Origin of the sequence: Methylosinus sp. LW3 (assembly GCF_000527115.1) — a bacterium.
In the GTDB taxonomy this organism is placed as follows: Bacteria; Pseudomonadota; Alphaproteobacteria; order Rhizobiales; family Beijerinckiaceae; genus Methylosinus.
Genome location: NZ_AZUO01000001.1, coordinates 2644574 through 2670110, shown reverse-complemented (window position 1 = coordinate 2670110; position 25537 = coordinate 2644574). Strand labels below are relative to the sequence as shown.

23 protein-coding genes are annotated in these 25537 nt (G+C 62.4%); 8 read left to right on the top strand and 15 right to left on the bottom strand.

The window, feature by feature from the left end; genetic code table 11:
• Window positions 1-2: 2 nt before the first annotated feature.
• A complete protein-coding gene (locus METLW3_RS0113430; protein WP_024880410.1) occupies window positions 3-1913 on the bottom strand; it encodes a SurA N-terminal domain-containing protein in 1911 nt (636 codons plus the stop codon).
• A 248-nt stretch (window positions 1914-2161) separates the two neighbouring features.
• On the opposite strand from METLW3_RS0113430, the gene METLW3_RS0113425 reads away from it, so the two are divergent.
• The 4 genes from METLW3_RS0113425 to METLW3_RS0113405 all read left to right on the top strand — a co-directional run bounded on the left by METLW3_RS0113425 (window position 2162) and on the right by METLW3_RS0113405 (window position 6549).
• Window positions 2162-2614, top strand: coding sequence for a hypothetical protein (locus METLW3_RS0113425; protein WP_024880409.1), 453 nt, complete (start codon window positions 2162-2164; stop codon window positions 2612-2614).
• Window positions 2615-2756: 142 nt separating this feature from the next.
• Entirely contained in the window at window positions 2757-3254 is a 498-nt protein-coding gene (locus METLW3_RS0113420; protein ID WP_024880408.1) for a hypothetical protein, read from the top strand.
• 245 nt (window positions 3255-3499) lie between these two features.
• Window positions 3500-5233, top strand: coding sequence for an ABC transporter permease subunit (locus METLW3_RS0113410; RefSeq protein WP_024880407.1), 1734 nt, complete (start codon window positions 3500-3502; stop codon window positions 5231-5233).
• An 11-nt stretch (window positions 5234-5244) separates the two neighbouring features.
• Window positions 5245-6549 carry a nitrate/sulfonate/bicarbonate ABC transporter ATP-binding protein gene (locus METLW3_RS0113405; protein WP_024880406.1) on the top strand — a complete coding sequence of 435 codons (1305 nt, stop codon included), beginning with the start codon at window positions 5245-5247 and terminating at the stop codon, window positions 6547-6549.
• 9 nt (window positions 6550-6558) lie between these two features.
• Here the strand turns inward: METLW3_RS0113405 and METLW3_RS0113400 are convergent, their stop codons facing one another.
• Window positions 6559-6990, bottom strand: a complete 432-nt coding sequence (locus tag METLW3_RS0113400; RefSeq protein ID WP_024880405.1) for a CHRD domain-containing protein — start codon at window positions 6988-6990, stop codon at window positions 6559-6561.
• Window positions 6991-7138: 148 nt separating this feature from the next.
• Between METLW3_RS0113400 and METLW3_RS0113395 the strand changes: the two genes are divergently transcribed.
• The gene (locus METLW3_RS0113395) at window positions 7139-7471 is read left to right on the top strand and encodes a rhodanese-like domain-containing protein (RefSeq protein ID WP_024880404.1); all 333 of its coding nucleotides are present in this window, start codon (window positions 7139-7141) and stop codon (window positions 7469-7471) included.
• 24 nt (window positions 7472-7495) lie between these two features.
• Here the strand turns inward: METLW3_RS0113395 and METLW3_RS0113390 are convergent, their stop codons facing one another.
• The 9 genes from METLW3_RS0113390 to METLW3_RS25565 all read right to left on the bottom strand — a co-directional run bounded on the left by METLW3_RS0113390 (window position 7496) and on the right by METLW3_RS25565 (window position 18032).
• On the bottom strand, window positions 7496-7741 hold the full coding sequence (locus METLW3_RS0113390; protein ID WP_024880403.1) for a hypothetical protein: 246 nt from the start codon (window positions 7739-7741) through the stop codon (window positions 7496-7498).
• A 255-nt stretch (window positions 7742-7996) separates the two neighbouring features.
• Complete coding sequence (locus METLW3_RS0113385) at window positions 7997-10060, bottom strand: AIPR family protein (RefSeq protein ID WP_024880402.1); 2064 nt, start codon at window positions 10058-10060, stop codon at window positions 7997-7999.
• Window positions 10061-11032 carry a PD-(D/E)XK motif protein gene (locus tag METLW3_RS0113380; RefSeq protein WP_024880401.1) on the bottom strand — a complete coding sequence of 324 codons (972 nt, stop codon included), beginning with the start codon at window positions 11030-11032 and terminating at the stop codon, window positions 10061-10063.
• On the bottom strand, window positions 11025-13694 hold the full coding sequence (locus METLW3_RS0113375) for a Z1 domain-containing protein (protein ID WP_024880400.1): 2670 nt from the start codon (window positions 13692-13694) through the stop codon (window positions 11025-11027). The genes METLW3_RS0113380 and METLW3_RS0113375 overlap by 8 nt, the downstream gene beginning before the upstream one ends.
• Window positions 13691-15169, bottom strand: coding sequence for an ATP-binding protein (locus tag METLW3_RS0113370; RefSeq protein ID WP_024880399.1), 1479 nt, complete (start codon window positions 15167-15169; stop codon window positions 13691-13693). The genes METLW3_RS0113375 and METLW3_RS0113370 overlap by 4 nt, the downstream gene beginning before the upstream one ends.
• Window positions 15169-15588 (bottom strand): very short patch repair endonuclease, encoded by a 420-nt coding sequence (locus tag METLW3_RS0113365; protein WP_024880398.1) that lies wholly within the window; start codon window positions 15586-15588, stop codon window positions 15169-15171. The genes METLW3_RS0113370 and METLW3_RS0113365 overlap by 1 nt, the downstream gene beginning before the upstream one ends.
• Window positions 15589-15666: 78 nt before the next feature.
• Complete coding sequence (locus METLW3_RS25570; protein WP_051465425.1) at window positions 15667-16269, bottom strand: hypothetical protein; 603 nt, start codon at window positions 16267-16269, stop codon at window positions 15667-15669.
• A 3-nt stretch (window positions 16270-16272) separates the two neighbouring features.
• Window positions 16273-17820, bottom strand: a complete 1548-nt coding sequence (locus tag METLW3_RS0113355) for a DNA cytosine methyltransferase (protein ID WP_084484836.1) — start codon at window positions 17818-17820, stop codon at window positions 16273-16275.
• Complete coding sequence (locus METLW3_RS25565; RefSeq protein ID WP_036308910.1) at window positions 17817-18032, bottom strand: hypothetical protein; 216 nt, start codon at window positions 18030-18032, stop codon at window positions 17817-17819. Before METLW3_RS25565 ends, METLW3_RS0113355 begins: the two co-directional genes overlap by 4 nt.
• A 199-nt stretch (window positions 18033-18231) precedes the next feature.
• Between METLW3_RS25565 and METLW3_RS0113350 the strand changes: the two genes are divergently transcribed.
• Both METLW3_RS0113350 and METLW3_RS0113345 read left to right on the top strand, forming a co-directional pair.
• On the top strand, window positions 18232-19059 hold the full coding sequence (locus METLW3_RS0113350) for a type IV toxin-antitoxin system AbiEi family antitoxin (RefSeq protein WP_024880395.1): 828 nt from the start codon (window positions 18232-18234) through the stop codon (window positions 19057-19059).
• Complete coding sequence (locus METLW3_RS0113345) at window positions 19056-19916, top strand: nucleotidyl transferase AbiEii/AbiGii toxin family protein (RefSeq protein WP_024880394.1); 861 nt, start codon at window positions 19056-19058, stop codon at window positions 19914-19916. Before METLW3_RS0113350 ends, METLW3_RS0113345 begins: the two co-directional genes overlap by 4 nt.
• On the opposite strand, the gene METLW3_RS0113340 is transcribed toward METLW3_RS0113345, so the two are convergent.
• Together METLW3_RS0113340 and METLW3_RS27540 are read right to left on the bottom strand one after the other, a co-directional pair.
• Entirely contained in the window at window positions 19913-20158 is a 246-nt protein-coding gene (locus METLW3_RS0113340) for a conjugal transfer protein TraD (RefSeq protein ID WP_024880393.1), read from the bottom strand. The two genes, METLW3_RS0113345 and METLW3_RS0113340, sit on opposite strands and share 4 nt — an antisense overlap.
• 1 nt (window position 20159) lies before the next feature.
• On the bottom strand, window positions 20160-20486 hold the full coding sequence (locus METLW3_RS27540) for a conjugal transfer protein TraD (RefSeq protein WP_198022798.1): 327 nt from the start codon (window positions 20484-20486) through the stop codon (window positions 20160-20162).
• 172 nt (window positions 20487-20658) lie between these two features.
• Here METLW3_RS27540 and traA point away from each other — a divergent pair, with 172 nt between their 5' ends.
• Window positions 20659-23595, top strand: a complete 2937-nt coding sequence (traA, locus tag METLW3_RS0113330; RefSeq protein WP_024880391.1) for a Ti-type conjugative transfer relaxase TraA — start codon at window positions 20659-20661, stop codon at window positions 23593-23595.
• A gap of 142 nt (window positions 23596-23737) precedes the next feature.
• Here traA and METLW3_RS0113325 read toward each other — a convergent pair whose 3' ends face one another.
• Together METLW3_RS0113325 and METLW3_RS0113320 are read right to left on the bottom strand one after the other, a co-directional pair.
• Window positions 23738-24319 (bottom strand): histidine phosphatase family protein, encoded by a 582-nt coding sequence (locus METLW3_RS0113325; protein WP_024880390.1) that lies wholly within the window; start codon window positions 24317-24319, stop codon window positions 23738-23740.
• Window positions 24320-24438: 119 nt separating this feature from the next.
• A complete protein-coding gene (locus METLW3_RS0113320; RefSeq protein WP_280949444.1) occupies window positions 24439-25386 on the bottom strand; it encodes a S41 family peptidase in 948 nt (315 codons plus the stop codon).
• Between the last annotated feature and the right edge of the window lie 151 nt (window positions 25387-25537).

Sequence of the window (25537 nt, the reverse complement as noted above, 5' to 3'; positions counted from 1 at the left end):
GCTCACTGGTTCTGTTCCGCTCCGCCGGTCGCCGCCTGCAACGCATGCTCGTTGATCGAGACGTTGAAGACCTTCTCGAGCGCGCCGACATATTGCTCGAGAATATCATTGGTGAAGGCCGGCCGCAGCTGGTCCGCCGCCGCCTTCGCCTCGATGGAGGCGGGATCATAGGCCGGCGTCGACGCGCTCTTCACCTCGAAGACGAGGCGCCCGCCATCGACGGCGGCGGAGCCGGCGCCCTTGGACGCCACGTCGAAAATGGCGACGATGGCCGCGGTCGACAGCTCCTGATGCGGCGCGCGCTTCACATCGCTGACATGCCGGACCTCGGCGCCGGCGCCCTTGGCGACATCCTCTATCGCCTTGCCGCCGCGCAGCTCCGCGGTCAGCGCATCGGCGCGCTCGGTCAGCGCCTTCTGCTGCTTCTCTCCGCGCAAAGCGGTCTCGACGGCTTCCTTCACCTCGTCGAAGCTGCGCTGGCGCGCCGGCTCCACCTTGGCGATCTCGAACCAGACATAGCCGCCGTCGCGCGTCGGCACAGTGTCATTGTCGACGCCGACGTCGGAGGCGAACACCGCCTTCAATATGTCCTCGGAGCCGAAGAGGCCGGGAACGTTCTTGCCGGCGGGGTCGAGGCCGGTCGAATCCACAGCCTCTATCGTCGCGACATCGAGGCCGGCGGCCTTGGCCGCCTCGGCCAGCGTCTTGCCGCCGGTGCGCTGATCCTCGATCGCGTCATGCAGCTTGCGCACGGACGGCGCCGAGCGCTCCTGCGCGATCTCGCGGCGCAGCTCGTCGGCGGCCTCCTCATAGCTGCGCGTGAAAACGCTGGGGATGATCTTCTCGACCTGAAGGATCGCCGCGCCGAAGGCGGTCTGAATGGGGCCGACGAAGCCCGGCTCGCGCGGGGCGAAGACTTTCTCGGCGATCTGCTTGTCGCCGAGGTCATGCGCCTCGAGCAGGCCGAGGTCTATGTCCTTTTGCGAAAGCTTGCGCTCGCCCGCCAGCGCGTCGAAGGAGAGGCCGCCCTTCAGACGTTCCAGCGCCTTCTCGGCTTCGTCTTTGGAGGCGAAGAGAATCTGGCGCAAATGGCGCTTCTCCGCCGTGCCGTAGCGCTTGGCCTTCACCTCGTCATAGAGCTTGCGGACATCGGCCTCGGCGACCTCCTGCGGCTTGGCGAGCGAGGCCGGCGTCACGGCGAGGAGCGCGAGCTTGCGATATTCGCGGGCGCGGAAGCTCTGCTCGCGATCGGCGAAATATTTCTTCAGCTCTTCCTCGCTCGGCTTGGCGATCTCGCCGACGGCGGAGGCGGGGAGCAGGAAGTAGTCGATCTCGCGGACCTCGTTGCGGAAGCGATGCAGCGCCTCCAGCACGAGGCGCGGCGGCTCCAGGCCGGAGACGATGGAATCGGTCAGCGCCTTGCGCAGATAGCTTCCCTTCTGCTCGAGGAGGAAGCTGCGCTCCGTATAGCCGGCGTCGCGAATGAGCTGCTTGAAGCGGTCGGAGTCGAACTTGCCGGTCGGCCCCTTGAAGACATTCTCGTCGCGGGTGAGGCGCAAGGTCTCGTCCTCGGAGATGGCGAGGCCGAGCGCCTTCGTCTTCTGGTCGAGGGAGAGATCGGTGATCATGCGCTGCAGCACCTGCTGATCGAGGCCGAAGCGGCGGGCCTCCTCATTGGTGATGGCGCGGCGGGCGCGCTGCTGCAGGCGGCGCAGCTCGTTCTGATAGGCGCTGCGATAGGCTTCGACCGAAATCTCGCCCGCGCCGACCTTGGCGAGGCGCGTGGAGGTGAAGCCGCGGAACACGTCGCCTATGCCCCACACCGCGAAGCTCAGCGCGATAAAGCCCATGACGAGCCCGAGGATGATGCGGCCGATCCGATGTTGCGAGGCGATGCGCAGGCCTTCCAGCATGATTTGGGGCTTCCCTTGGGCTTTGCGGGGCTCCGGCTCTTTACCTGATGATCGCGGCCGGAATTGGCGCGGACTATAGGTAGCGTCGCCTCCACTTGCAATCTTGCGCTCCGCCGCCCCTTCGGGTGGGCTCCAGCGCGGCGGGGCGCGGCGAGAGCCGAGGGAACCGACCCGCGTCCCGCACGTTGTGACGCCCTGGGGGGCCGCCGCGGGACCTCACGCAGGGCTCGCGATACGGGAGTGTGCAAATGAACCTCACGAATCTGACAATGGGCGCGGTCGCGCTCGGATTGCTGGCCATCTCTCTACCGGCGATGACGGCTCCGGCGCTTGCTTTGCCCTCGGCGGCTCCGGCGCTCGCCGCCGGCGCGGCCTCAGATATCGCCAAGGCTCGTTATCAGGACTATCCGGGCTCGCGCGCCTCCAAGGCGGCGAAAGGCCGCTCCTCCGCCGCGGGCGGAAGCTGGTCGTCTCAGAAATATTCCAAATATGGCAAGGCCCCCGGCAAGGCGCGCGTCGCCGGCCAGAGCGGCTCGCAGGGCCGTTCGGCGATCCAGGGCCGCTCCTCCTCCAGCCAAGGCCGCTCCTCCTCCAGCCAAGGCCGCTCCTACAATAATCAGTGGCGCTCCTCGGTCGGCGGCCATGGCATCGCGCCCTATAGCGACATTCCGCATCGCGCCATGAAGCAGCGCGCGCACTGACGAAGCGCTCTTCGAAACGCATCGTTCCGGCCGTCGGACGCGTCTCGCGCCGGCGGCCATTCGCGCTTAACGCGCCATTAACCATGGGCGCGGACACTCGGACCACTGAGACATCGCCTCGGCGTCGCTCAGGAGGTCTCTCATGTCGATGGCAGCGCGCCGCGCAGCGCCCCCTTCGCGGCCCAATGGCCTCCGAATGTCCCGGCTTCTCGTCGTCGTCGCCGTATCGATCGGCGCAGGCGCGGCGGCCGGCTTTTCTCTGGGCTCGCGCACCGGCGTCAAAAATGCGCTGCAGGCCGCGCAGAGCATAGACGGCCAGACTCTCGCCAAGGCGCTCGACTGGAAGCCGGAAGTCTCCTTCGGGCTCGAGCAGCGTCGCGAGATCGCCCGCCTGCTGGACGAGGCGCGGGCGACGCGGGCGCTGATCGAATCGCTACGCCATGACGAGGAGGCGCTGCGCGCCGGGGCGCGGCTGCGCGCGCTGGAGACGGCGCGCGATTCGGGCGCCTCGCGGCTGGAGCGGCTCGAGCAAAGGCTCGATCGGCTCGACAGCGCGCGCATCGATCCCGCGCCGACCGGCTCTCTGCCCAAGGGAGAGGCCCGCCGCGACTCCCGCGCCGCGCCCATGGGGGCGCGCTGAGCGCTCGGAATTCATTTCCCAATCATTTCTGAGCCGGCCGGAAACCGCTTTTCCGCGATCCCGCTCGGCGGCGACACGCAATTGTCATCTGGCTTGGCCATTGGACGGCGACGCGTAGCGTAGGGGCCGCTCGATTCCCGTCTTTCGGGAGGTGACGGCGATATCCGGCTGTGCGACATGCTCTCCCGCCGGAGCCCCAGCCGCCGGCCATCTCTGCGCCTCGCTTCGCCGAAAGCCGGTCGTTCATGCTCAATAATTTCGTCGCGCTCACCTCGCTCGGCCGCCGCACTCTGCCCAATCTGTGGGATATCGTCGCCCTCGCGCTCGTCCTCGGCGTTTTCGCGCTCGCTGCTTTCGGCTGGAGCGGCATGGCGCTGCCGCTCGAGGCGCCCGAGACGGCGCAATTGTCGCTCGATTATTCGGCGCTGCCCTATTACGGCCTGCGCACCACTCTGCGCATGTTCGCGGCGATCGGCTTCTCGCTGCTCTTCACGCTCGTCTACGCCACTCTCGCCGCCAAGAGCCGGCGCGCCGAGATGATCCTCGTGCCGTTGCTCGATGTGCTGCAGTCGGTGCCGGTGCTCGGCTTTCTCTCCTTCACCGTGACCTTCTTCCTCGGCCTCTTCCCCGGCTCGACTTTGGGCGCGGAGGGCGCGGCGATTTTCGCCATCTTCACCAGTCAGGCCTGGAACATGGCCTTCTCCTTCCACCAGTCGCTGCGCACCGTGCCGCGCGATCTCGACGAGGTGGCCAAGAGCTTCGGTCTCACAGCCTGGCAGAAATTCTGGCAGCTCGAGGCGCCCTTCGCCATGCCGGGCCTCATCTGGAACATGATGATGTCCATGTCCGGCGGCTGGTTCTTCGTCGTCGCCTCGGAGGCGATCACCGTCGGCGACGTGAATGTGCGTCTGCCGGGCGTCGGCTCCTATCTCGCCCTCGCGATCGAGAGCAAGCGCATCGATTGCGTCGTGGCGGCGGTGGTCGCGGTGGCGCTCATCATTCTCGCTTATGACCAATTGCTGTTTCGGCCCATCGTCGCCTTCTCGGGCAAGTTCCGCGTCGAGCTCTCCGCCTCGCAGGACGAAGCCGAGAGCTGGGTGCGCGATCTCTTCGTGCGCACGCGCTGGCTGCGCGTCGCGGCCTCCTGGCCGGCCTCGCTGCTGCGCCGCGCTTCGCTTTGGAAAATGGCCTTGCCCTTTGCGGCGCCGCGCCTGCCGCAGAGCCGGCGGGCCTCCGTCCTCTTCGATATCGTCTGGTTCGCGGCGATCGGCGCGGTGTTCTTCTATTCGCTCTATCTCGTGTTCGAATTCGTGCGCAGCGCCGTCAGCCTGGACGAGCTTCGCCATGCGCTGCTGCTGACCTTCTACACGTTGATCCGTGTCGTCGTGCTGATCGCGCTCGCCACGCTGATCTGGGTTCCGATCGGCGTCTGGGTGGGCCTGCGTCCGCGCATCGCCGAGAAGATTCAGCCGCTGGCGCAATTTCTGGCGGCCTTTCCGGCGAATGTGCTCTTCCCCATAGCGGTGGTCGGCATTCTCACCTTCCGGCTCGATCCCGACATATGGCTGTCGCTGCTGATCATCTTCGGCACGCAATGGTACATATTGTTCAATGTCATCGCCGGCGCCTCGGCCTTTCCGAACGATCTGCGCGAGGTCTCCGCGAATTTCCGCATTCGCGGCTTCACCTGGTGGAAGAATGTCATTCTGCCGGCGATCTTCCCCTATTATGTGACCGGCGCGCTCACCGCCTCGGGCGGCTCTTGGAACGCCTCCATCGTCGCCGAATATGTGAAATGGGGCGACGACACGATCGAGGCGCAGGGCATAGGCGCCTATATCGCCGCGGCGACGGCGGCCGGCGACTATCCGAAGATCGTGCTCGGCGTCTCGCTGATGAGCGTCGTCGTCATTTTGTTCAACCGTCTCTTCTGGCGCCAATTGTTCGGCTTCGTCGAACGGCGCCTGCGCCTGTCCTGAAGGGTTCCGCCATGTCCGCGACGAAAGCGCCTCTGCTCGAGCTCCGCAATGTCTTCCAGGCCTATGGCCGCTCTTCCGGCGAAAAAGGCCCGCTCGTTCTCGACGATATCTCGCTGCGGCTCGACGATGGCGAGATCGTCGGCCTGCTCGGGCGTTCCGGCTGCGGCAAATCCTCGCTGCTGCGCATCGTTTCCGGCCTGGCGCGGCCGACGGGGGGCGACGTTCTCTATCGCGGCGAGAAGGTGGCCGGCCCGGTCGATGGCGTCGCCATGGTGTTTCAGAGCTTCGCCCTGTTTCCCTGGCTCTCCGTGCTCGCCAATGTGGAGCTGGGCCTGCGCGCCAAGGGCGTGCGCGAGGCGGACGCGCGCCGCCGCGCGCTGAAGGCGATCGACATCATCGGTCTCGACGGCTTCGAGAACGCTTTTCCCAAGGAGATTTCCGGCGGCATGCGCCAGCGCGTCGGCTTTGCGCGCGCGCTCGTCGTCGCGCCCAATATTCTCTTGATGGACGAGCCCTTCTCGGCGCTCGACGTACTGACCGCGGAGACCTTGCGCACCGATCTCCTCGATCTGTGGGTCGAAGGCCGCATGCCGATCAAATCGATATTGATGGTGACGCATAATATCGAGGAGGCGGTGCTGATGTGCGACCGCATTGTCGTGCTCTCCTCCAATCCGGGCCGCATCGCCGCGGAAATTCGCGTGACGCTGGCGCATCCGCGCAATCGGCTCGATCCCGAGTTCCGCCAGCTCGTGGACCAGATTTACGCGCTGATGACGCGCCGCGCCGAGCCGCCCAAGCGCGAGGGGACTTTCCCCGGGCTCGGCCTCGGCATGGCGCTGCCGACGGTCTCCACCAACACGCTCGCCGGCATGATCGAGGAGGTCGCCGCGCCGCCCTATGACGGCAAGGCCGATCTCCCTGCGCTCGCCGACAGCCTGCAGCTCGAGATCGACGATCTCTTCCCCGTCGCCGAAACGCTGCAGCTCTTGCGTTTCGCCGAGCTCGCCGAAGGCGACATAAAGCTCACGACGGCCGGCAAGCGCTTCGCGGAAATGGACGTCGACCAGCGCAAGAAGCTGTTCGGCGACCATTTGCTCGCCTATGTGCCGCTGGCGCAGCGCATCCGCCGCGTGCTGGACGAGCGGCCGTCGCATTACGCGCCGGCCACCCGCTTCCGCGAGGAGCTCGAGGATTATATGAGCGAGGACTATGCGGAGATGACGCTGCGTAGCGTCACCACCTGGGGCCGCTATGGCGAGATTTTCGCCTATGACGAAGGCGCGCAGACCTTCAGCCTCGAGAATCCGCAATAGGGCAGGGCGTCACCGGACGCGGTTCAGCTGCCCGCGCAGCTCGCCCTCGGGATGCTTGGCCGAGTGGATGTTGAAATACCATTGGCCGTCCTCGAGCTGCTTGACCTGCTTGGCGTCGAGCGTCGCCGAGCCCTGGAATGTCTCCTCCACGGCCTCGACCGGCAGCACCGGCGCGGCTTTCTCGCCGGCCTTGGCGGGACCGTGGAAATGCGCCTTCAGCTCCTGGCCCTCGAGGCCGACAAAATAGCCCTTCCAGCTGATTTTCCGCGTCTTGGGATCCAACGTGACGGCGATGGAGCCGACGCCCTTGCTCGCGCTCGGCGGATTTTCCGCGCCGCCGGAGAGATCGCCCTTGAACATCTGCACTTCGGCGAAGGCGGGCGAGGCCGCGACGACGAGCGCGACAGTGGCCGCGAGCGCGAGCGATGCATTCCTGGACATTTGTGGAGCTCCTGTGTCAAATGGCGGAAACAACGCCCCCGAGGGCTTGCCACCTAACGCGCCCGCGCGACGCTTCAAGCCGCTGCCCGAGCCTTTGCGGCTGCGGCCAAAGCCCGCGTGGCCGCGCAGAGATTTTGGGAAGAGCGAAATGGCCGAGTGGTATAGCGAGATCAGCCTCGACGATCTGAAGAGCGGCATCGCCGACAAATCGATCATTCTCGTCGATGTGCGCGAGGCGGACGAATACGCCCAGGGCCATATCGACGGCGCTTTGTTCGTGCCGCTGTCAGCCTTCGATCCGAGCAAGATTCCGGCTCCGGCCGAGGGCCAGAAGGTCGTGGTCTATTGCCGTTCCGGCAAGCGCTCGGTGAACGCCATGGAGCAGGCCCGCCTCTTCGGCCGCCGCGACGTGAGCACGCATTTCGGCGGCGGCATCATCGGCTGGCAGAAGGCCGGGGAGCCGGTGGTCACGGGGATGTGATGGGGCAGGGCGTGCGGCGCGGCGTCAGTCCATCGGATTTTCATATCCGAGCGGATACCAGATGCCCCGGCGAAGCATGTTTCCCATGTTGCACGCGACGTGGTTCTGATCCAGCGATCGGATATCGTGCAGCAGTGTAATCTTTGTGATGGCATGATCGTCTGCGAGCACGCGCCTCAATTGCGTCTCGGCGTCGTCGACCGACCGAGCGGTGACGCCGTAACCGAGGCACATCGGCTCTGTCGTGGTTATCCAATATGGCTTCAACATCGGGCGCCTGTGGAACCCGATCGATCGGAAGCGTCGGTCGAAGCCCTCACTCCCACTCGATGGTCAACTGATTTTGGTTCGCATTGTAATTATTGAGCTTTCCACCCACGCTCCAAACCCATACCAACCACGATGCCACCAAGGTAAGGGCGCTGGATTCGTGGATTCTATATGGCGGTTCTTGCCGCCATAAACATGCGCGCATCATAAACGAGCGTCGGGAAAATGCAGACTAAACGAGACGGAGTTGCGCTCTTAAAGCGACACTCCCTCAAGGCGCGCCTTCTCGAGCGTCTCGATAAGCACGGCGCACTGCTTCTCGGTCGGGATCTTCGCTGGCATCTGCATGGCGATGCCGAGGATTCCCGCCTCCTTAGTCGAGAGCAGTTTGCGGGTTGAAAGCACTTGGTGAACCTTGGCCCATTCATCCGCTGCAATCCCGAGAACGCGCCGCTGGGCTTCGATGCCGTTGTCGATCTTCTGGGTCTTCTTCGCGCTCTGAGACTTCGAGGCGCGATCCTCAGCCGACAACAGCTCGTCGATGAATTCCTCTGACAGGAGCTGCTCGAATTTGTCGAGCTTGCCCTGTAGACCCGCCCAGCAGGCGTCCTTTTTGCACCATTCGGAGACGTTGGAGATGCCCGCAGGCGGCCGGATGATTTCCTCGTTCACCGCCTTGGAGATATCAGCCAACGCCTGTTCAAAGGTGCCGTTGATGCCTTGAGCGTTCCAGACGCGGCCGCAGTCGACTGCCTTGCCCTGACGACGGACGATCTCGCTTATGACGGCCAGCGTGTAGGCGACGATGTTGGCGCGGTAGCCGCCGTTATACCAAGGCTGAGCCGAGACGAGCTTTTCGCAGGCTCGGAAGATGAGCGCGCGGGCAACGATGCGCTTGAAGTAGAACTCGTTGAATCCGTCCGACGACTTTTTCCACTCTGCCCCGATCCGCGCGGCGTAGCGGGCGAAGTTTTTCTGCGCGCCGAGGTTCACCCATTTCGGATGGTCATCCCAGACGTTCTCGAACTTCGCGAGGTCGGTCTTCGTAAACATCTGAGGCTTGGGATTTTCAGCCTTGAAGCGTCGCTGCTCCGCCGGCGTCAGCTTGGCCTGCGCGTCGGCGTATTGCCCGCGCGCACGTTCATAGAACCACTTCGTCTCGCGTTGCGCGCCCTGCTGCGCGGGTGCCCAGAGACGGCGCGAGAAGTCCTGCATGCGCACGTGGAACGGGCTGTTGGAGAAGAAGTCCGCCGCGTTCACCCGGTTCTGGGTGTTGGCGTATTCCGAGATGAGCGGGACGACCGTGTCGCTCTCCTCGGTGTCGATCACCGACAGCTTCATCTGCACGAAAATACCGTTGAGCTTCGCCTTGTCGCGCCGCTTCGTGTGGAAGAGAGACGCCGTCGTCTGGCCGCCGTTGACGATCTGGAGATCAACGATCCGGGTGATGGCGAGGCCCTCCGGCCCCTTCTTCGTCTCGACGCTCTGCGCCGTGGCAGTGATGCCGTTGTTGTACGCGAAGAACATCGAAGGCGCGTCGATGATCGTCGCCCGGATGCCCTGGTTGACCTTACCCCTGGCCTGGAGAAAACAGCGCACATTCTGCTCAAGAAGCTGAGCGCCGAATTTTCCGTAGAGCGTCGCCAGAACGTCGGCCGGCATGACGATGAGATACGACGGATAGGCGTCTGACCCCAGGTGCGCCGGCAGACAAGAGATGCCCGCACTGAACATCGCCTCGAAGTCCAGATCGAGCGCCTCCTTGTGGCTGCGTGAGCTGCGCTGGCGGAAGAGCCTCGAGATGTCCCAGATATGATAGCTGGCAGGCACGCCGCAGACTTCACCATCGGGCATGCTCTGAAGCCGGTCGCTGAGCGTGCGTTCCGAAACGAGGATCAGATTGATCCGCCGGAGCTGCCCCTTTCGGTCTGCTATCTGGCGGGCGAGGCCGTATTCCGGCGAGGTGACTTCCAGCTCCTTGGCCAGATCCTTTCGGAGGGAGGCTTCAAAGAAGGAGGTGAGACGTTTGAAGGCCGCCTCAACGTCGGTGCGGGTGAGCGAGGCAAGCTCCTGCCGACACTCGAAATCGGCCACGAAAAGGTCAAGGCCTCCCTCGTCGTCGAACCAGTAGCCATCGACACGCATGCCGCGCTGGGCGCGGTAGTGGCAGAACTCAAAGCCTTCGACGAAGCCGGTCTCCACCAGCTCGTCGCCGACCCCCTCCATGAACGCAATGAGTTGGAAGGTGCTGTTCGCCTCCGCACCGGCGAGCATCTCCTGCCGGAAGTCGTGGAAGAACTCCTCCGCCGTCAGTTCCACTCAGCCCTCCTTCAGCACCTCGTCATCGTCAGTCTCGAAATCCTTGATCGCTTCGAGTTCGATTTCATATGAGACGCGCGTCACGCCATTGGGGAGCTCGGCCCGGACTAGGCGCGGAAACGCCCCCTCGACACGGTAGGTTTGACGATCCGCTACGACAAATTCGGGCGTATCGTAGGCGGCGATCGGCAGATAGCCGAAGTCCGCCAGCTTTTGTGAAAATTGCTCTAGCGCATCGCCGTCGCCAAGTTCACTTTCGATCACCTCCACCAGCGCGTTCAGCGAAAGTGCGTCGGAATTGTCGGCAGCGGCGGTAAGTTTGTGCGTCACAAGAAACAGGTCGTCGAGGACGGTCGTGAGCTGATCTTCAGATGAAATCCGCACCGTGTTCCGATCGCAACCCAAGAGCGATTTCACCTCGACCGCGGTGTTGCCGAAGATGAAGTCCTGCTGAATCTTGTCGTCGCCCGTCCAGGCATCGACGGTCGCGGCCGATGTCAGCCGTCGGGCATAGAGCGCGCGCATATACTGGAGTTCGGCCCAGAGGCCGCGAACCTCCTCGTCGGAGAGCCGGCGCGATTTGCGCGCAGCGAGGAACGCGCGCCAGCGGCGGATATGCGTCAGACTGACGGCAAGAGCCTCCGGCGACGCGGTGGCGGGTTCGAGGGCATTGATCAGTGTCTGGCAGAGGCCTGCAAATAGGTCCTGATCAACGTTGCGATCAAGCGTCAGGACAAGACGCTGCTGCCCGGGTAATTCGCCCTCACGGAGATCGACTTTGATGCCGTAAAGATCCACGACGCCGCGTCGAAACTCCTCCGCGAAATCGCCTTCGAGTTCGACGATGAGAAGGCAGCGCCCCCTCGTATCCCGGCCCCAGAATAGGGGGGTGACGCCAGGCGCTGCGACCTTGCGGACGGTGTAGTCTGTCGTTGGTATTCCGATCTCATCCCAGGGGAGGCGGCTACTCATCGTAGTCCTCCTCTTCATCCGGATCGTCATCCATCGGGCCGTACATTTGTTCGATCCAGAGCTTGTTCGCGACGATCTCAACCGTCCGGCCGAATAGCCCGTCGGGGAAGCTGACGCCGAAGGCCGGAATGCGGCCTGTGACGTCCGGATTTCCGGTGGGTGCCAGGACGTGGATCATCAACAGCGGCTTCTTGCGCACCACGCGATAGTGGTAGTCGGACGGCGCTTTGTCCTTGCTCTCGTTGGCCTCATCCGCCGCCGCATTGGCAACCGCTGCTGCGAGCTGCGTCGGCGTCAGGCCAAGTTTCTCGTCTCCGCGACTGGCGACGCGATACTTGTTCAGAATCCAACCGCCATCCTTCACGCCCTTCGTCGACGCCACACGTTCCTGGGCGCCTAGCGTGAAATCTGTCTCGCTTTCGCCGCCCTTGTCGCCGGAGATCAGAAGGACGTCGGCGACAGGATGCACGTCTTTGATCTGGTCGAGATAGCTCATGATCAGCGCCTTGATCGGCGCGAAGTCCTTGTGGATTTTGAATGCGCCGATGAAGTCCTGCATGATCTCCTGATCGACGTCATGGACGACCCAGCCTTTGGTGGTTGGCGTGACCGACTTGCCGAAACCGTCGCTCCAGAACTTCGAGATCAGCTTCTCATTGTCCTCGTTCGGACCTCGCGCGGTGGGGACCTTCCAGCTCTCCATCAGCTTGCCGGTCAGGTTCTGACTGACCGTGATCTTCTGACCCATGCGCATCTTGTTGGCCGCGGTGACCATCAGACTGTCGGGATGCGACTGCACATAGAGACCGAACTGCTCGGGGGTCATCTTGGCTCGCCGCATCCGCTTGATCTGCTCGCGCAGCTCTTCCGTCGCTTCCGAGATGTGGCCGTACCAATTGATTGAGTCGCGGGAGAGATGGACCCGGCAGACGTCCTCGAAGTTCGGCCGGTAGCCGAACCATCGGCCCATCTGGAGAAGCGTGTCGTACATCCGCGTGTTTCTGTACATGTAGCTAACGGTCAGCCCGTCGAGCGTAAGACCGCGAGAGAGGCTGAGGCCGCCGATGGCAATGGCTGTGAGGCCGACGCCTTCCTTCTCGTAATTCTTGTAGTCGAGCTGCTCGTCACTCTTGCTGTTCACGACATAGAGCCGGAGGTGATCGAAGGTGCTGAAAAGCTCCTTTCGGACCTCGACCCAGGTGAAGCCGCAGGCCGCGTACTGGGTGTCATACGCGGCCTTGAGGCCGCGCATATATTCATCGGTCTCAGAAGCCGGCAGGGGTTTCGCGTAGTTCGCTTTGACTGCGGCGAAAATCTTCTTCTGCCGCTCGCTGATGAAGTCGCGGACGACGCGCTGAGTGACAACGAAGCGCGAGACGTTGATCAGCATCGTGCAGTGCTTGGCGGTCTGGCCGCGCAGGTTGCGGATTGCACGTGCGACGATGAACTCGTTCAGAGCGCCATAGAGGCTGGGCGGAAGCTCCGGAATGGAATCGCCGTTCTTGTGGCCCATCGGGATGAAGTTTTCGCAGTCCCGGATAGTCTCGACGATGGTCGCGCTGCTGACGTCATCAAGGAACACCTTGTTGGGCCCGAAGTATGTGTTCGGCGGATCAAGGCTGTAGATGAAATGACGCGGGAACAGCTCCTCCCGGACGTCGTCGTCATAGACATCCGGATTGATGAAGATGTTTGCGAATGGGGTTGCTGTATAGCCGACGTAGCAGGACTTCGTGAACAGTCCGAGGACACGCCGGATCATGGCGTTTGTCCTGGTCGGATTGATGTCCGGCTTGTTGGTGTTGATCGAAGCGTTGTCCGCTTCGTCGTCGATGAAGAGCATCGGAACGTCGCCGATGCGGCCGTCACCCTGAGCGTTCAGTTCCTTCAGCCACTTGAAGAGAGATTCCAGCGTGCGGACATTTTTCTTGATGACGATGATTATCGGCTTGCTGAAGTCGTTGATCTTCCATCCGCTCTTCGCGGCGGTCGTCGAATTGAAGTCGTCGTTGATGTTAGTGAGCGTCGCCGGGTGGGGGTAATTGCCACCCAGTCCCACGCCGATGGTGATCCGGTTTCCAGGGTCGCTGGAGCGGCCGATAAAGGCTTCGTCGATCCGCTCCTGCGTCTGTCTGCGCAGGTTGCTGTGGATGCCTGCGCTGACGATGATGAACTTATACCCGGCATCCGCCGCCTTCGCGATGACGCCTGTGTAGTTGGCGGTCTTGCCGGATTGAACGTGCCCGATCACCAAGCCGCGGCGGTTCCACGAACCCTCGCTGGTCGGATCCTGAAGATGGCCAAGAATCCTGGTGCCGACGTCGCTGAGTGAGCGCACCACGGTCGGGTGCCACTTTTCTTTTTTTAGGAACTCTTCGTAGGCGTCTGAATAGGTCCAGGCGATCTCGCGCTTGTAGACCCACTCGTCATCGTGATCAGCCTCGTTGTCGATCAGCGAAACGCCTGCACCCATGCGAGTGTCAATGGCGATCAGCGCCTCTTCGATAATGTTGGTGAGGTCACCTGCGTAGCCGAAGACGGCCGCCAATTGCTTCGCCGTATTCTCGACATCGGCGCGGGTTGGAGGATCGGAGCGGTTTGCTAGCCCGGAGATGAGGGAACTGATGAAGTTCTTTTCCTGATCGGTTCGGCTGACACTCATACAAACTCCTCGGCGATGAATTTCTCGGCGAGGTCCATGTGGGAATCGAATAGGTGCGTCGAACGCACGATTTCGCGGAATCCCCCGGCCCCGATAGTAGTGTTATCAGAGAATGCTTCCCTGAGTGCGCGAAGTCGCTCCAGCGCTACAACCTTTTCGTCGGGGGTCTGAGACACTTCCCGCGGATGGAGGGAGTAGTCCGAATAGATCATCTCGACCGGGATGGAGGCCCCGACGGCGTCGATCAAAAGGCCCAGAAGGCTTGTGTCGTCTGCGCCCAGCCGCGCCCGGAGTCGCTCAACAAGGGGATGACCTGCGTTGACTGCATAGCGGATGCGGCCGTGATCGGCGTAGCGCTCCCACATGGGTGCGGTGACTTCATCGAACAGCTTCTGTCCACGACCGCGATGAACCCTCGTGCTCGCCCCGGTCACCCGGCCGATGATCTGCTTCAGACGCTCGCGCACAGCCAGCGGCGGGCGGGCTCGGGACTTCTTGATGTCGATGGTCCATGACTCATCGAGGCTGTTCGGGAAGTCGATCTGAACGCGGGCCAGCTTGGTCGCTTCGCCTTTGGGAATCAGGCCAAACCAGTCGCCCCAGGCCATCAGACGCCCGTTGCGGTAGATGTAGGCGCCCTGGTTAGAGATGAAGTCGCTGCGGCTCTGATAGAAGTCGTACTCGGATGCCGTGAGGTTGCTGTGATGGGGCAGGATGTACGGCTGCAAAGTAACCGTCTCGCCGTCGACGATTACGTAGTCCTCGGGGAGGTGACGGGTCGCCGTGTTCTTCCGGCAGAGCGGGTCGAACGCTTGAACGGCATGCCCGTTGAGGGTGATTGCGATGCGTTTGCGGCCCTTCACCTCACCTGACAGGAAGCGATGAAACACCAGCCCGAGGTGCCGTTCGACAACATCGAGCTTCTCGTTGACGATCTCATCGCGGCGGCCTCCGCTCTCATCTTCAAACAGCCGATCGAGTTCACGCCAGATGACCACCGTGCCGTGATCCGCAAGCTGATCGACATGCGGCAGGGCGGCGATGTCCCGCTCGTTGAGGATCGACAGAATCCAGTCGTCCTCGCGGTCGATGCGGTCGAGATTCCACTCTGCACCGCTGAGTTGGCCCTTCTTCAGGCTGATGACGGTGAGGCTCCGGCACTGAGAGAATGATGCGGTCTTCAGGCCGAGTCCGAACCGGCCAAGATCATGCGCCCCGCGTTTCGTCTTCGGGCTGGCGCTCCCGTGTTTCATCGCGTCGATCAACTCGGAGTGCGACATGCCCCGCCCGTTGTCGACGATCACGAGATAGGGCGACGCCACCGCGATCTCGGATACGATATCGACCTTTGTGGCCTCTGCCGAAATGCTGTTGTCGATAAGGTCGGCGACCGCCGTCTCCAGCGAATAGCCCAGGTCCCGCATGGATGCGGAGAGACAAGCGGCGCTTGGTGGGAGACGGTGATCCTCGGCCATCAGTGGTCTCCGCAAAGAGACCTGTTGATCGACGAAAGAACCCCTCCAGGATCCTTCTTCAGATCGCACTCCCAGACGACAATCACCCGCCAGCCGAGGTCTGAGAGGCGCTCGGCGTTGGCGCGATCACGAGCAACATTCCGCTCGAACTTGACCTTCCAGAATTCCGGCCGCGTCGATGGGGTCGTTGCGTTGCTGCATCCTTCGTGGCGGTGCCAGAAGCATCCATGCACGAAGATAGTCGTCCGGTACCTCGGTAGCACGATATCGGGTCGTCCAGGTAGCTTCCTGCCGTGAAGGCGGAAGCGATAGCCGGCGCGATGCAGCAGCGATCGGAGCTTCACTTCCGGCTCTGTGTCGCGCCCTCTGATACGCGACATGTTCCAGCTCCGCCGCTCGCTGGTGAGGGAGTCCGCCATCATCGGCCGTCCCGGATGGAAGCGAGCACCTCGGCGGCGATTTCCTGCGCAAGCTGTGAGGCCCCCATAGCCATTTTATTAGCCGGTCCTTTCAGAATGGCCGGCTTCCAATTCCCCTGGGCCAAATCCAGGGGATAGGGGCGGCGGCACAGAAGGACTCGGGTCGTCCCAGGGAAGCGCAGCGCAGTGTATGGCGAGGTCATTGAACTGGGTATTGCCTTCCTCGAAAACGGCCATGCTGCCGTCAAGCTGTCTTTCCAGGATAGCGGCCAGTCCAGCATGCACCACGCGATCGCGCGCTTTGGAGATAAAGACGATGGTGACAGGCTGCGTTCCGTCATTACCCGCCGTGGTTCTGATCAGAGCCAGGTCCTTGCAGTCCAGTTCTGCGAAGGCATTTCCTTCGATCTTGCGACCACCCAGCCGCCAATTCTTGCCACTCTTGCCCAGCCGACGCGCTTCACGGACTACGACATCGCCGTAGGCGCAAACGCAGTTAAGGTTCGCACCACCCGCATCGAAAGCTTCCTTGGACAGAAGGCGGCGTGCGATGTTCGCATTGACGTTGAGTGCACGCTGTTTGCTTGTTGCTGCTGCACGATGAGCCGCGAACAATCCGAGGTCCGACTCCACGAGAGAGCGGACGACAATGATCTCGGGAGCGGCGTCAACTCCTGCCATACATCATCTCCCGGCCGCAGCGGTCTTTCTGGCCGGGATTGCCAGAGCGGTTCTGATTTGCGCAAGAAGTTCAGTACCAATCGCCTTGGCCAGCAGCGGCGGGACGGCATTGCCGATCTGTCGGAAGGCGGGATTCATCGTGCCACAGAACACGAAGCCATCCGGGAATGACTGAAGCCGTGCAGCCTCCCGAACCGAAATCGTCCGCGCCTGCACGCTGTCGTAGTGAATGTGGCTGTAGCTGTCTTTGCCGAGATGAGCCATCAACGTGCGGGCGGGTCGGTCAGGCTCCATTTTTCGCCATTTATTGGGGAATTTGGTATGGTCGTAGGGAGGAACGATATTGGCTTTCAGGGCCCACCAGGCATCGGACCCCTCCTCGATTGCGTCGCCCGCAGCTCGATGCTGAGTAAGCTTCTCCTCGAACATGAGCATCGCCATCCGATAGGCTTCAGGATATTGGTCCCCTGGCGAAAGGCGGGCGAATAGCTTGTAGTCCCGAGGCAAGTAGCGGATCACATGGTCCTTGAGCGTGTCCGGTGCGGACAGTCCGGGCCACTCCCTCATTAGCCGGGCATAGTCGGATCTGACATCGGTATGCCGGTAAGGAACGGGAATATCGAAGCGCCTTGCGCCGCGCTTCAAACGACCATTTTCCAATTCAATCGGAGCATTGATAACAGGCAAATCTCCGAGCGCCTGTCGCACTGTGATGGCTTGCGGCACATCAGCTTCCGCTCCGGGGATCGGTTTCCAGAAACCGTCAGGGCCAAGCGTGTCACTGTCAGCCAGCAGTTTCAGCGCAACCGCGCGTGTCCCTTCATAACCGGGCGGCAGGATGATCTTGTGCGTCGGCTTTGGTAGCCTGACCGTGTCCGTGACCTCCCGGTGAATTGCCACCAGAAAGGCTCGCTCCCGCGTTTGAGGAACGCCATACATCGCAGCATTCAACAGTGTATAGCCGCAGGCATAACCAATACCCGACAACACCTCGCAGATTTCATGCGCAATGTTGTGCCCGGCGAAGTTCAGCATGTCCGGCACGTTCTCAAGAACAACAGCCAGAGGCGCGCAGGCTTTCACGTACTCGATATATTCAATATAGAGTCTTGCCCGAGGGTCGTGGCGAAATGCTTCGGGATGGTCGGCCACTTCGCGCAGCTTGGATCGGCCGACACGTGCAAACGCTTGGCAAGGTGGGCCTCCCACGACAATATCGAAGGCCGTCTCCGGTTTGCCGAGAGCCAGTGCTTCCGTCAGCTTTTTTGGCGGAGTTTTCGTAATATCCCGTGCTTCGGCATGACGGGCATCTTTCGGATGGAAATTGGTGCCGTGTGAACGGGCGGCATCAGCATCAAACTCAATCGCAGCGGCTATTTCATAGCCAGCGGCCTGGAATCCGAGCGAGAGTCCGCCACAACCCGCAAACAGGTCGAGCACACGCGGCTTTGCGCCAGTCTGAATACGAGCAATTTTCTGCCGCACCGACTGGAGACTGGGAGACCGCCGTTTTCCAGCGGCGATCAGCGCGCTTGATTGCCGGCGGCTCATCTTCCTTTCCTCAACGACGGTTCGCCGGCAAACATTTCCGCCTGTACCGCGAATTGCTCCCGGTCCAGGTGTTCGCGAATCAGGCGGGCAATCAGGGTGCTCTTCTTATGACCGCGCTGCTCACAAAACGCGTCAAAGCGAGCAGACTCCTCGGGCGTTAGGAGCACTGAGATTTTTGCCGGACCGGCATTCCCGAGGCGGGCTGTTTTCATAATTTTCCTATACCTCAGAGCTGCTGAACTCTCAACATAGGTGCGCACTTTTGCGTAACTCTGCACGGAGTTTCTTGAAGGCGAGTCAGCTCAAGGGACGATCATCATATAGGAGAGTCCGCCTTATAAGCGGATTTCCACGTATGGCTTTCTGGGTCAATCATATTGAAAACTCCGCGCTAAGAGCGGATAATAAGATATGATTCGAGTCGAGCGATCAGCCTTGTCCACCTACGCTTCCGGCCTGCTTGCCAAGGGCCGGGGGGTCTTTTCTGCGGATGAAGCGCAGAAAGAGATCGGCATCAGTCGGGGCGCATTCCTCGACGCCGCCGAGCGATTGCAGCGGCGCGGCCATCTCATCCGGCCCCGGCGCGGCTTCTACGTGGTCGTGCCGCCCCAGCATTCCACGACGGGAGCGCCGCCGCCTGAATGGTACATCGACGCCTTGATGCGGCACGAAAAGCGGCCCTATTATGTGGGGCTACTGGCCGCGGCGGCGGCTCACGGCGCCTCCCATCAGGCCGTCATGGAGTTTCAGGTCGTCACGGACAAACTCCTGCCCGACATTGAGGCCGGACGGACGCGGATCGTCTTTTCCTACCGCAAGGACATGGGGGCGGTTTCGTCGGGGATCGAGGATCGCAAGACGCAATCGGGCTATATGAAGCTGTCCTCGCCGGAACTCACGGCGCTCGATCTGACGCGCTACCCGCAATCCGGCGCGGGCCTGGACAATATTGCGACGGTGCTTTCCGAGCTTGCCGAACGGCTGCAACCGGAAAAGCTCGCCTCCCTGTCGGGTGCCTTCGAGAAGGCGGTGGTGCAACGCCTTGGGCATCTGCTCGGAAGGCTGGGGCATCCGCAGATTGCGGAGCCGATGGTCGTGGCGCTGTCGGCGCGCGGGCCGCTGCCGTGGGTCGAACTCGATCCCAAACAGGTGGGCGATCCCGATTTGTCGCCGCCTCCATCCGAACGCGATGCACGCTGGCGCGTGATCGTCCGCCGGCCGCCGGAGATCGACGAATGATCCCGCAGGACTACATCACCGCCTGGAGCCGCGTCGTACCGTGGGCCGGCCAGCGGCAGGTCGAGCAAGACCTCATCATCAGCCGCGCGCTTGTCGCCATCTTCTCCGATCCGTTCCTGCGCGGCGAACTGCGCTTCCGTGGCGGCACGGCGCTCAACAAGCTGCATTTCCCCGCGCCGCTGCGCTATTCGGAAGACATCGACCTCGTGCGGACGAGCGCCGGCCCGATCGGCCCAGTCCTCGATGGCGTTCGCGCTGTCATGGAACCGTGGCTTGGCAAGGCAAAGTCCGATCCAAGCCCCGTCGCGCCGAAGCTTCGCTTCCGCGTCGATGCAGAAGGCGAGCCCGCCGACGTTCGTATCAACCTAAAGGTTGAAATCAACACGCGCGAGCGGGAAGCCTACGATCCGCCCATCGAGATTCCGTTCGGCGTCGAAAACCCGTGGTTCACCAGTGAGGCGGCGATCCCGACCTTCTCGCGGGAGGAAATGCTGGCGACCAAACTGCGGGCCTTGCTTCAGCGCAACAAGGGCCGCGATCTGTTCGACCTCGATCACGCGCTCACCGTGTTCGAGGGGCTAGACACCGCCCGGATCGTCGAATGTTTCCGCCTTTACCTCGAAAAGGCGGAGATTGCGATTTCGAGGGCCGAGGCGCAACAGCGCATGTTCCAGAAACTCGCCAATCCGACCTTCTTCACCGACATGCGCCCGCTGCTTTCGACGGAACGCGCCAAGGCCCTGACCGACGAAGCGCTCAAGGCCACCTTTGTCCGAGTGATGAAGGAACTGATCGACCGGATACCCGGCGACGAATGGGCGAAGGCCGGGGAAATGCGGGAACGGTTCGGAGTCTAGGCATGTGTGTCGATGCCAACACTTCGGCCGTCCTCGAACGCCTCTTTCCCTTTCACAGTCCAGAGCGCCAACGCCTTCTCGCGCTCGTCGCTTCGGAGCTTGTCGGCCATCCAGAGCAGCGCGCCGTAGATGATGGCGCGGTCATCGCCGGTCAGGTCCACGATTCCGGCTTTGACGACGAGGCCGCCGAGTTCGATCAGATGTCGTGTGCGCTTGCGGCGCTCGACCTGCCAGGCGCGCATGTCATGCCGCGCCTGCGCCGCCTGATGACTGTTGCGCGCCACTCTGTTGCGCCGAAGCGCCGCCACTGTCGCGGCCAGGCGTCGATGCAGTTCGTCGCGACCGGCCATGAAAGTACGCGGCCCCACGTTTCGCCCATGCCTCCCTCTTTCCGGCATCCTTGGTTTCCGCCAGCATGATCAGAGCGCCCGCCAATTCGTGGGCGCTGAGTGCGTCGGCTCCGGTCGAAATGACCAGCTCGCCAAGCTGTTGCACCTTGCGGTTTCTGAGGTCTCGCGCCTTGTGTTCGAGCGACTTCAATTCCGCGTCGAAGTCCCGTGGCTTGCGCATCATGTCCTCCACATGCTGTCGATGGAACGATGATAGCCGAGCGGCTACCGAAATGATGTAAGGTTGCCGGGACAGTTGGGGACGGCGTGGTCCCTCCCGAGAATTTTTCGAGGGAGGGCGCGCTTATACGTCGTTCCGACGTGCGCTTCGCTGTGATGATGTTCGGATCGCGATGGCGATCTATCATCTTCACGTCAAGGTCATCGGCCGCAAATGCGGCTCCAGCGCGGTGGCGTCCGCCGCCTACCGCTCGGCCACGCGGCTGCGCGACGACAGGCTCGGGCGCAGTCATGATTTCTCGGCCAAGCGCGGCGTCGTCCATTCCGAGGTGATGCTCCCGGAGAATGCGCCGGAGGCGTGGAAGGACCGCGAACGACTTTGGAACGATGTCGAGGCGCTCGAGGTCAGGAAGGATGCGCAACTCGCCCGCGAAGTCGAATTCGCCCTTCCTCGCGAGATGACGGAGCGCCAGGGCATCGAACTCGCCCGCGACTTCGTGCGGTCCGAATTCGTAGACCGGGGCATGATCGCCGACCTCAATGTGCATTGGGATATGGCCGAGGACGGAATGCCGAAGCCTCACGCGCATGTCATGCTGACCATGCGCTCGGTCGACGAGAAAGGCTTCGGTCCGAAGGTGCGGGAATGGAATCGCACCGAGTTGCTCGAACGCTGGCGAGAGCGTTGGGCAGAGCTTGCCAACGAGCGTCTGGCCGAACTCGACGTCGACGCCCGCATCGACCATCGCAGCCTGGAAGCGCAGGGCATCGTGCTGGAGCCGCAAAGCCAGATCGGCGCGCCCGCGCATCGCATCGAAGGCGCCGGTATCGAGGCTTCCGACCGCGTGGAAATGCATCGCGAGATCGCGCGTGGCAACGGCGAGCGCATCATCGCCGATCCCGCCCTGGCGCTCGACGCCATCACGCATCAGCAATCGACCTTCTCACGGCGCGACATGGCGATGTTCGCCCACCGGCACAGCGACGGGAGCGACCAGTTCAATGCGGTGATGGGCGCGATACAGGAGGCGCCCGATGTCGTCCAATTGGGCAAAGATGGACGAGGCGAGGATCGCTTCACCACACGCCAGATGATCGAGACCGAGCAACGCCTGCACGGCGCTGCCGACCTCATGGCTGCGAAGGAGCGCCACGAGGTCGGTGACAGGGACCGTGAAGCGGCGCTGGCGCGCGCGGAAGCACGCGGTCTCGTCCTTTCGGGAGAGCAGGCCGACGCGCTGGCGCATGTCACGGACGGGCGCGATCTTGGCGTCGTCGTTGGTTATGCCGGAACGGGGAAGAGCGCGATGCTGGGTGTGGCGCGCGAAGCTTGGGAAGCGGCGGGCTACGAGGTTCGAGGCGTGGCGCTGTCCGGCATCGCCGCCGAGAATCTCGAAAGCGGATCGGGCATCTCGTCGCGCACCATCGCCAGCCTGGAACACGGTTGGGGACAGGGCCGCGATGTGCTCACCGCGCGCGATGTTCTGGTGATCGACGAGGCGGGCATGGTCGGCACGCGCCAGTTGGAGCGCGTGCTGTCTCATGCCGCCGAGGCCGGCGCCAAGGTGGTGCTGGTCGGCGATCCACAACAATTGCAATCCATCGAAGCCGGCGCGGCGTTCCGGTCTATCCACCAAAGTCACGGTGGAGCGGAGATCAGCGAGGTGCGCCGCCAGCGGGAGGACTGGCAGCGCGACGCAACGCGCGATCTGGCGACCGGCCGAACCGCCGATGCGCTCCATGCCTATGACAAACATGGCATGATCCATGCCGCTGCGACACGGGAACAGGCGCGCGACGATCTGATCGACCGCTGGGATCGCGACCGTCAGGCGTCGCCGGGCCGCAGCCGTATCATCCTCACCCATACCAATGACGAGGTGCGCGCTTTGAACGAGGCCGCGCGCGGCAGAATGCGGGACGCCGGAAATCTCGGCGACGAGGTGCGCCTGGTGGTCGAACGCGGTGAGCGAAGCTTCGCGCGCGGAGATCGCGTCATGTTCCTTCAGAACGAGCGCGGCCTCGGCGTCAAGAACGGCACGCTCGGCGCCATCGAAGAGGTCAGCACGCAGTGCATGAGCGTGCGCACCGACGACGGTCGTTCCGTTCGCTTTGACCTGAAGGATTACGACCGCATCGACCACGGCTATGCTGCAACCATCCACAAAGCGCAGGGCATGACCGTGGACCGCACCCATGTTCTGGCCACGCCGGGCCTGGACGCCCACGGCGCCTATGTCGCCATGTCGCGCCACCGCGACGGCATGGAGCTGCATTATGGCCATGACGACTTCGCCAGCCAGGATCGGCTTGTCGGCGCCCTGTCGCGCGACCGGGCCAAGGATATGGCGTCGGATTACGAGCGGCTCAAGCCGGCGCGCGATTATGCCGAACGGCGCGGCATCACCTTCCGCGCCCAAGTGGCCGAGATCGTGCGCAAGGTGCCTGAAAAGGTGCGCGGCATGTTCGACGGCCTGCGCGTGCCCGCCGATAGCGGACAGGGGCCGGAACGGGCAGCGCCGGAAAGGAAGGCAGCGGAAGACCCGGAAATGGCGCTGCGCCGCGCCCGCACCAAGTCGCTCATCCGCCATGCCCGCGCCGTGGATGCGATCTTCGAGATGCAGGTGAGAGGCGGCAAGGCCAACCCGGAGCAGGTGAAGGAATTGCAGGAGGCCCGCAAGGTCTTCGAGGAGGTGCGGCCTTATGGCTCGCACGATGCCGAAGCCGCCTACAAGAAGAACCCGGAACTCGCCTCGGAAGCCGCCACGGGGCGCACCGCCCGCGCCATCCGCGCCCTACAACTCGAAACCGAACTGCGCACCGATCCGCAGCGCCGCGCCGATCGCTTCGTGGAACGCTGGCGGGAGCTCGGCCAGACCAGCCAGCGCCAGTATCAGGCGGCGGACATGTCCGGCTACAAGGCCACGCGATCGGCGATGGGTGACATGGCGCAGAGCCTCGAACGCGATCCGCAGCTCGAGTCGATCCTCGCCGGCCGCAAGCGAGACCTCGGAATCGGCGGTGACTTCGACTCAGGCCGCAGTCTCGGTCGGGCATTGGCCTTTACCCACGGTCTCGACCTTGGCAGAGGTCGGAGCATCGGACTGTAGGACCATCCTGTTCAACGCCGTTCGCCCTGTCGTAAATCATGTTGCAGGCGTTTCGCCACCTGTGACAAAGACATGCGACACGAAAGCTCTGGTTTTTCAGAGATGGCTGGTCTGTTGCGGGAGTTAGGGTTTCCGCGACAAGCTAAGACGACGCGATATCCTGCCAGCCGTGAATCAACGTTCTTTTTTCCGCCTCGAATGCAAAGTAGCAGCCACCACCCGATATAGGTTGTCCGCGTTTCCTCGATATCGGTTCGCCCATGAGATCGCACAGAAGGAGCGTGCCGACCCCGCCGTGAGAGAAAATGCAGATGTCGCCTCCACCCTCTCGGCTCGCGACGCAATCCGCCACGGCTTCCCTGATCCGCGTCTGGGCATCAATCGCTCTCTCCCATCCAAGAACGCTTTCGTGCGGGCTGTCAAAGAAGCGAGCCACTATCTCCCAGAAGCGGGGTGGTTCTACGTATCCGGTCGATGAACGATCATTCTCACCAAGGCGCGCCTCGATCTTAAACTCAAGCCGCCGCTCTGCTTTCAGCGCTTCAGCGCAATCCGTCGCCTTCCGCTCGCTGCTCGTAAACACATCGCTCACGGTCGAAAGTTCAGGACGCGCGCAGAACGACTTGATGCGGGACCAGCCTCTTTCCGAAAGCTGCCAGTCAGGCACGGGGATAGCCGGGTCGATCATGACTTCTGGATGCGTTACAAGGTAGATTGTCGTCATTCTGTTACCAATGGTGCCATCGCAAAACTCCCAATATTTGCTCTATTTTTATACCGGACTTTTGCAGCGCCCGAAATTCAGGATTTCCGCGACAGTAGGTCTTAAGCCTTATTGGCCAGTTATTGCTGACTTGCCAGCGGCGTAACTGGCTGCCCCTTCGCCAGAGCTATCGCGGTCTCCTGAGTGGCTTCCGGCGTAGCCGGAACGTCAGGATGCACGCCGACGCCACCCCAGTTGCCGCGCGTGATTGGATTTTCGGCCCTGCCTGTCGGCACAACAACAAAGAGGTCGGAGCCGAGATCATTCAGACCGCCCGGATTCGCGCCGCCGCGTGTCTTTTCACCAACCACGGTCACGCGCTTGAGCACTTGCAGGTCGTAGGCAAACTCCTCGCCTGCCGAATAGGTTTTGGGGCCAACCATTACATAAACGGGCTTGCCGAGATAGCTCACCGGCGTCGGTGAGCTCCAAAACGACTCCGTTCTGAAAGTCGAAGTCCCGCGATTCCGCCAAATGAGATCATTGATATGAACGCGCGTGCCGGGATCGAGGAAGAAGCTGGCGAGGTAGGCAACAGACGCCGGATGGCCGCCGCCATTGTCCTGCATGTCGATGATGAGCGCGGCGGTATCCGACAGGCGGCGCATGGCGTCGTCGGCGGCCGGGTTGAAGACCTCGGGCGGAACGAACCGCGCCAAGTGGATGTATCCGATATTGCCGTCTAACCGTTTCACCTCGAAGCCGGCATCCTGCGGGGCAGAAGGCAGGGGCTGGTTGCGGAACGGCGAGCCAAAGATAACCCTCATATGGCTATCCTTGGTCATCGCTCGGAGCTGTTCGGTCAGTTGCACCGCAAACTTGCTCGGATCGGTGACGCCAGCATAGGCGTTCTCCGCCAACGACTTCTCCAGCGCATCCGCCGCCTGCACTCCCTTATCTGGAAACACGTAATCTTCACGTAACTTGATGGCGACGCCGTCGATCAGTTGCCTGACGGTCGCCTGATCCAAGGAGACGCTTTGCGTTGCGTCGGACACCGCTGCTCTTGTCGCGGATGGAACTGCCATCAACGCAGAGACTGCCACGAGGCAGGCGGCTAGGAACGGTGATTTACGGTGCTGCATCTGGCCCTCGGTTAGTTCAAAGCACTATAGCGTCTGTCAACTTTGGACAAATCTATGGCGAATATTATGTCGCGAAAATCCCAAAACCTACAAC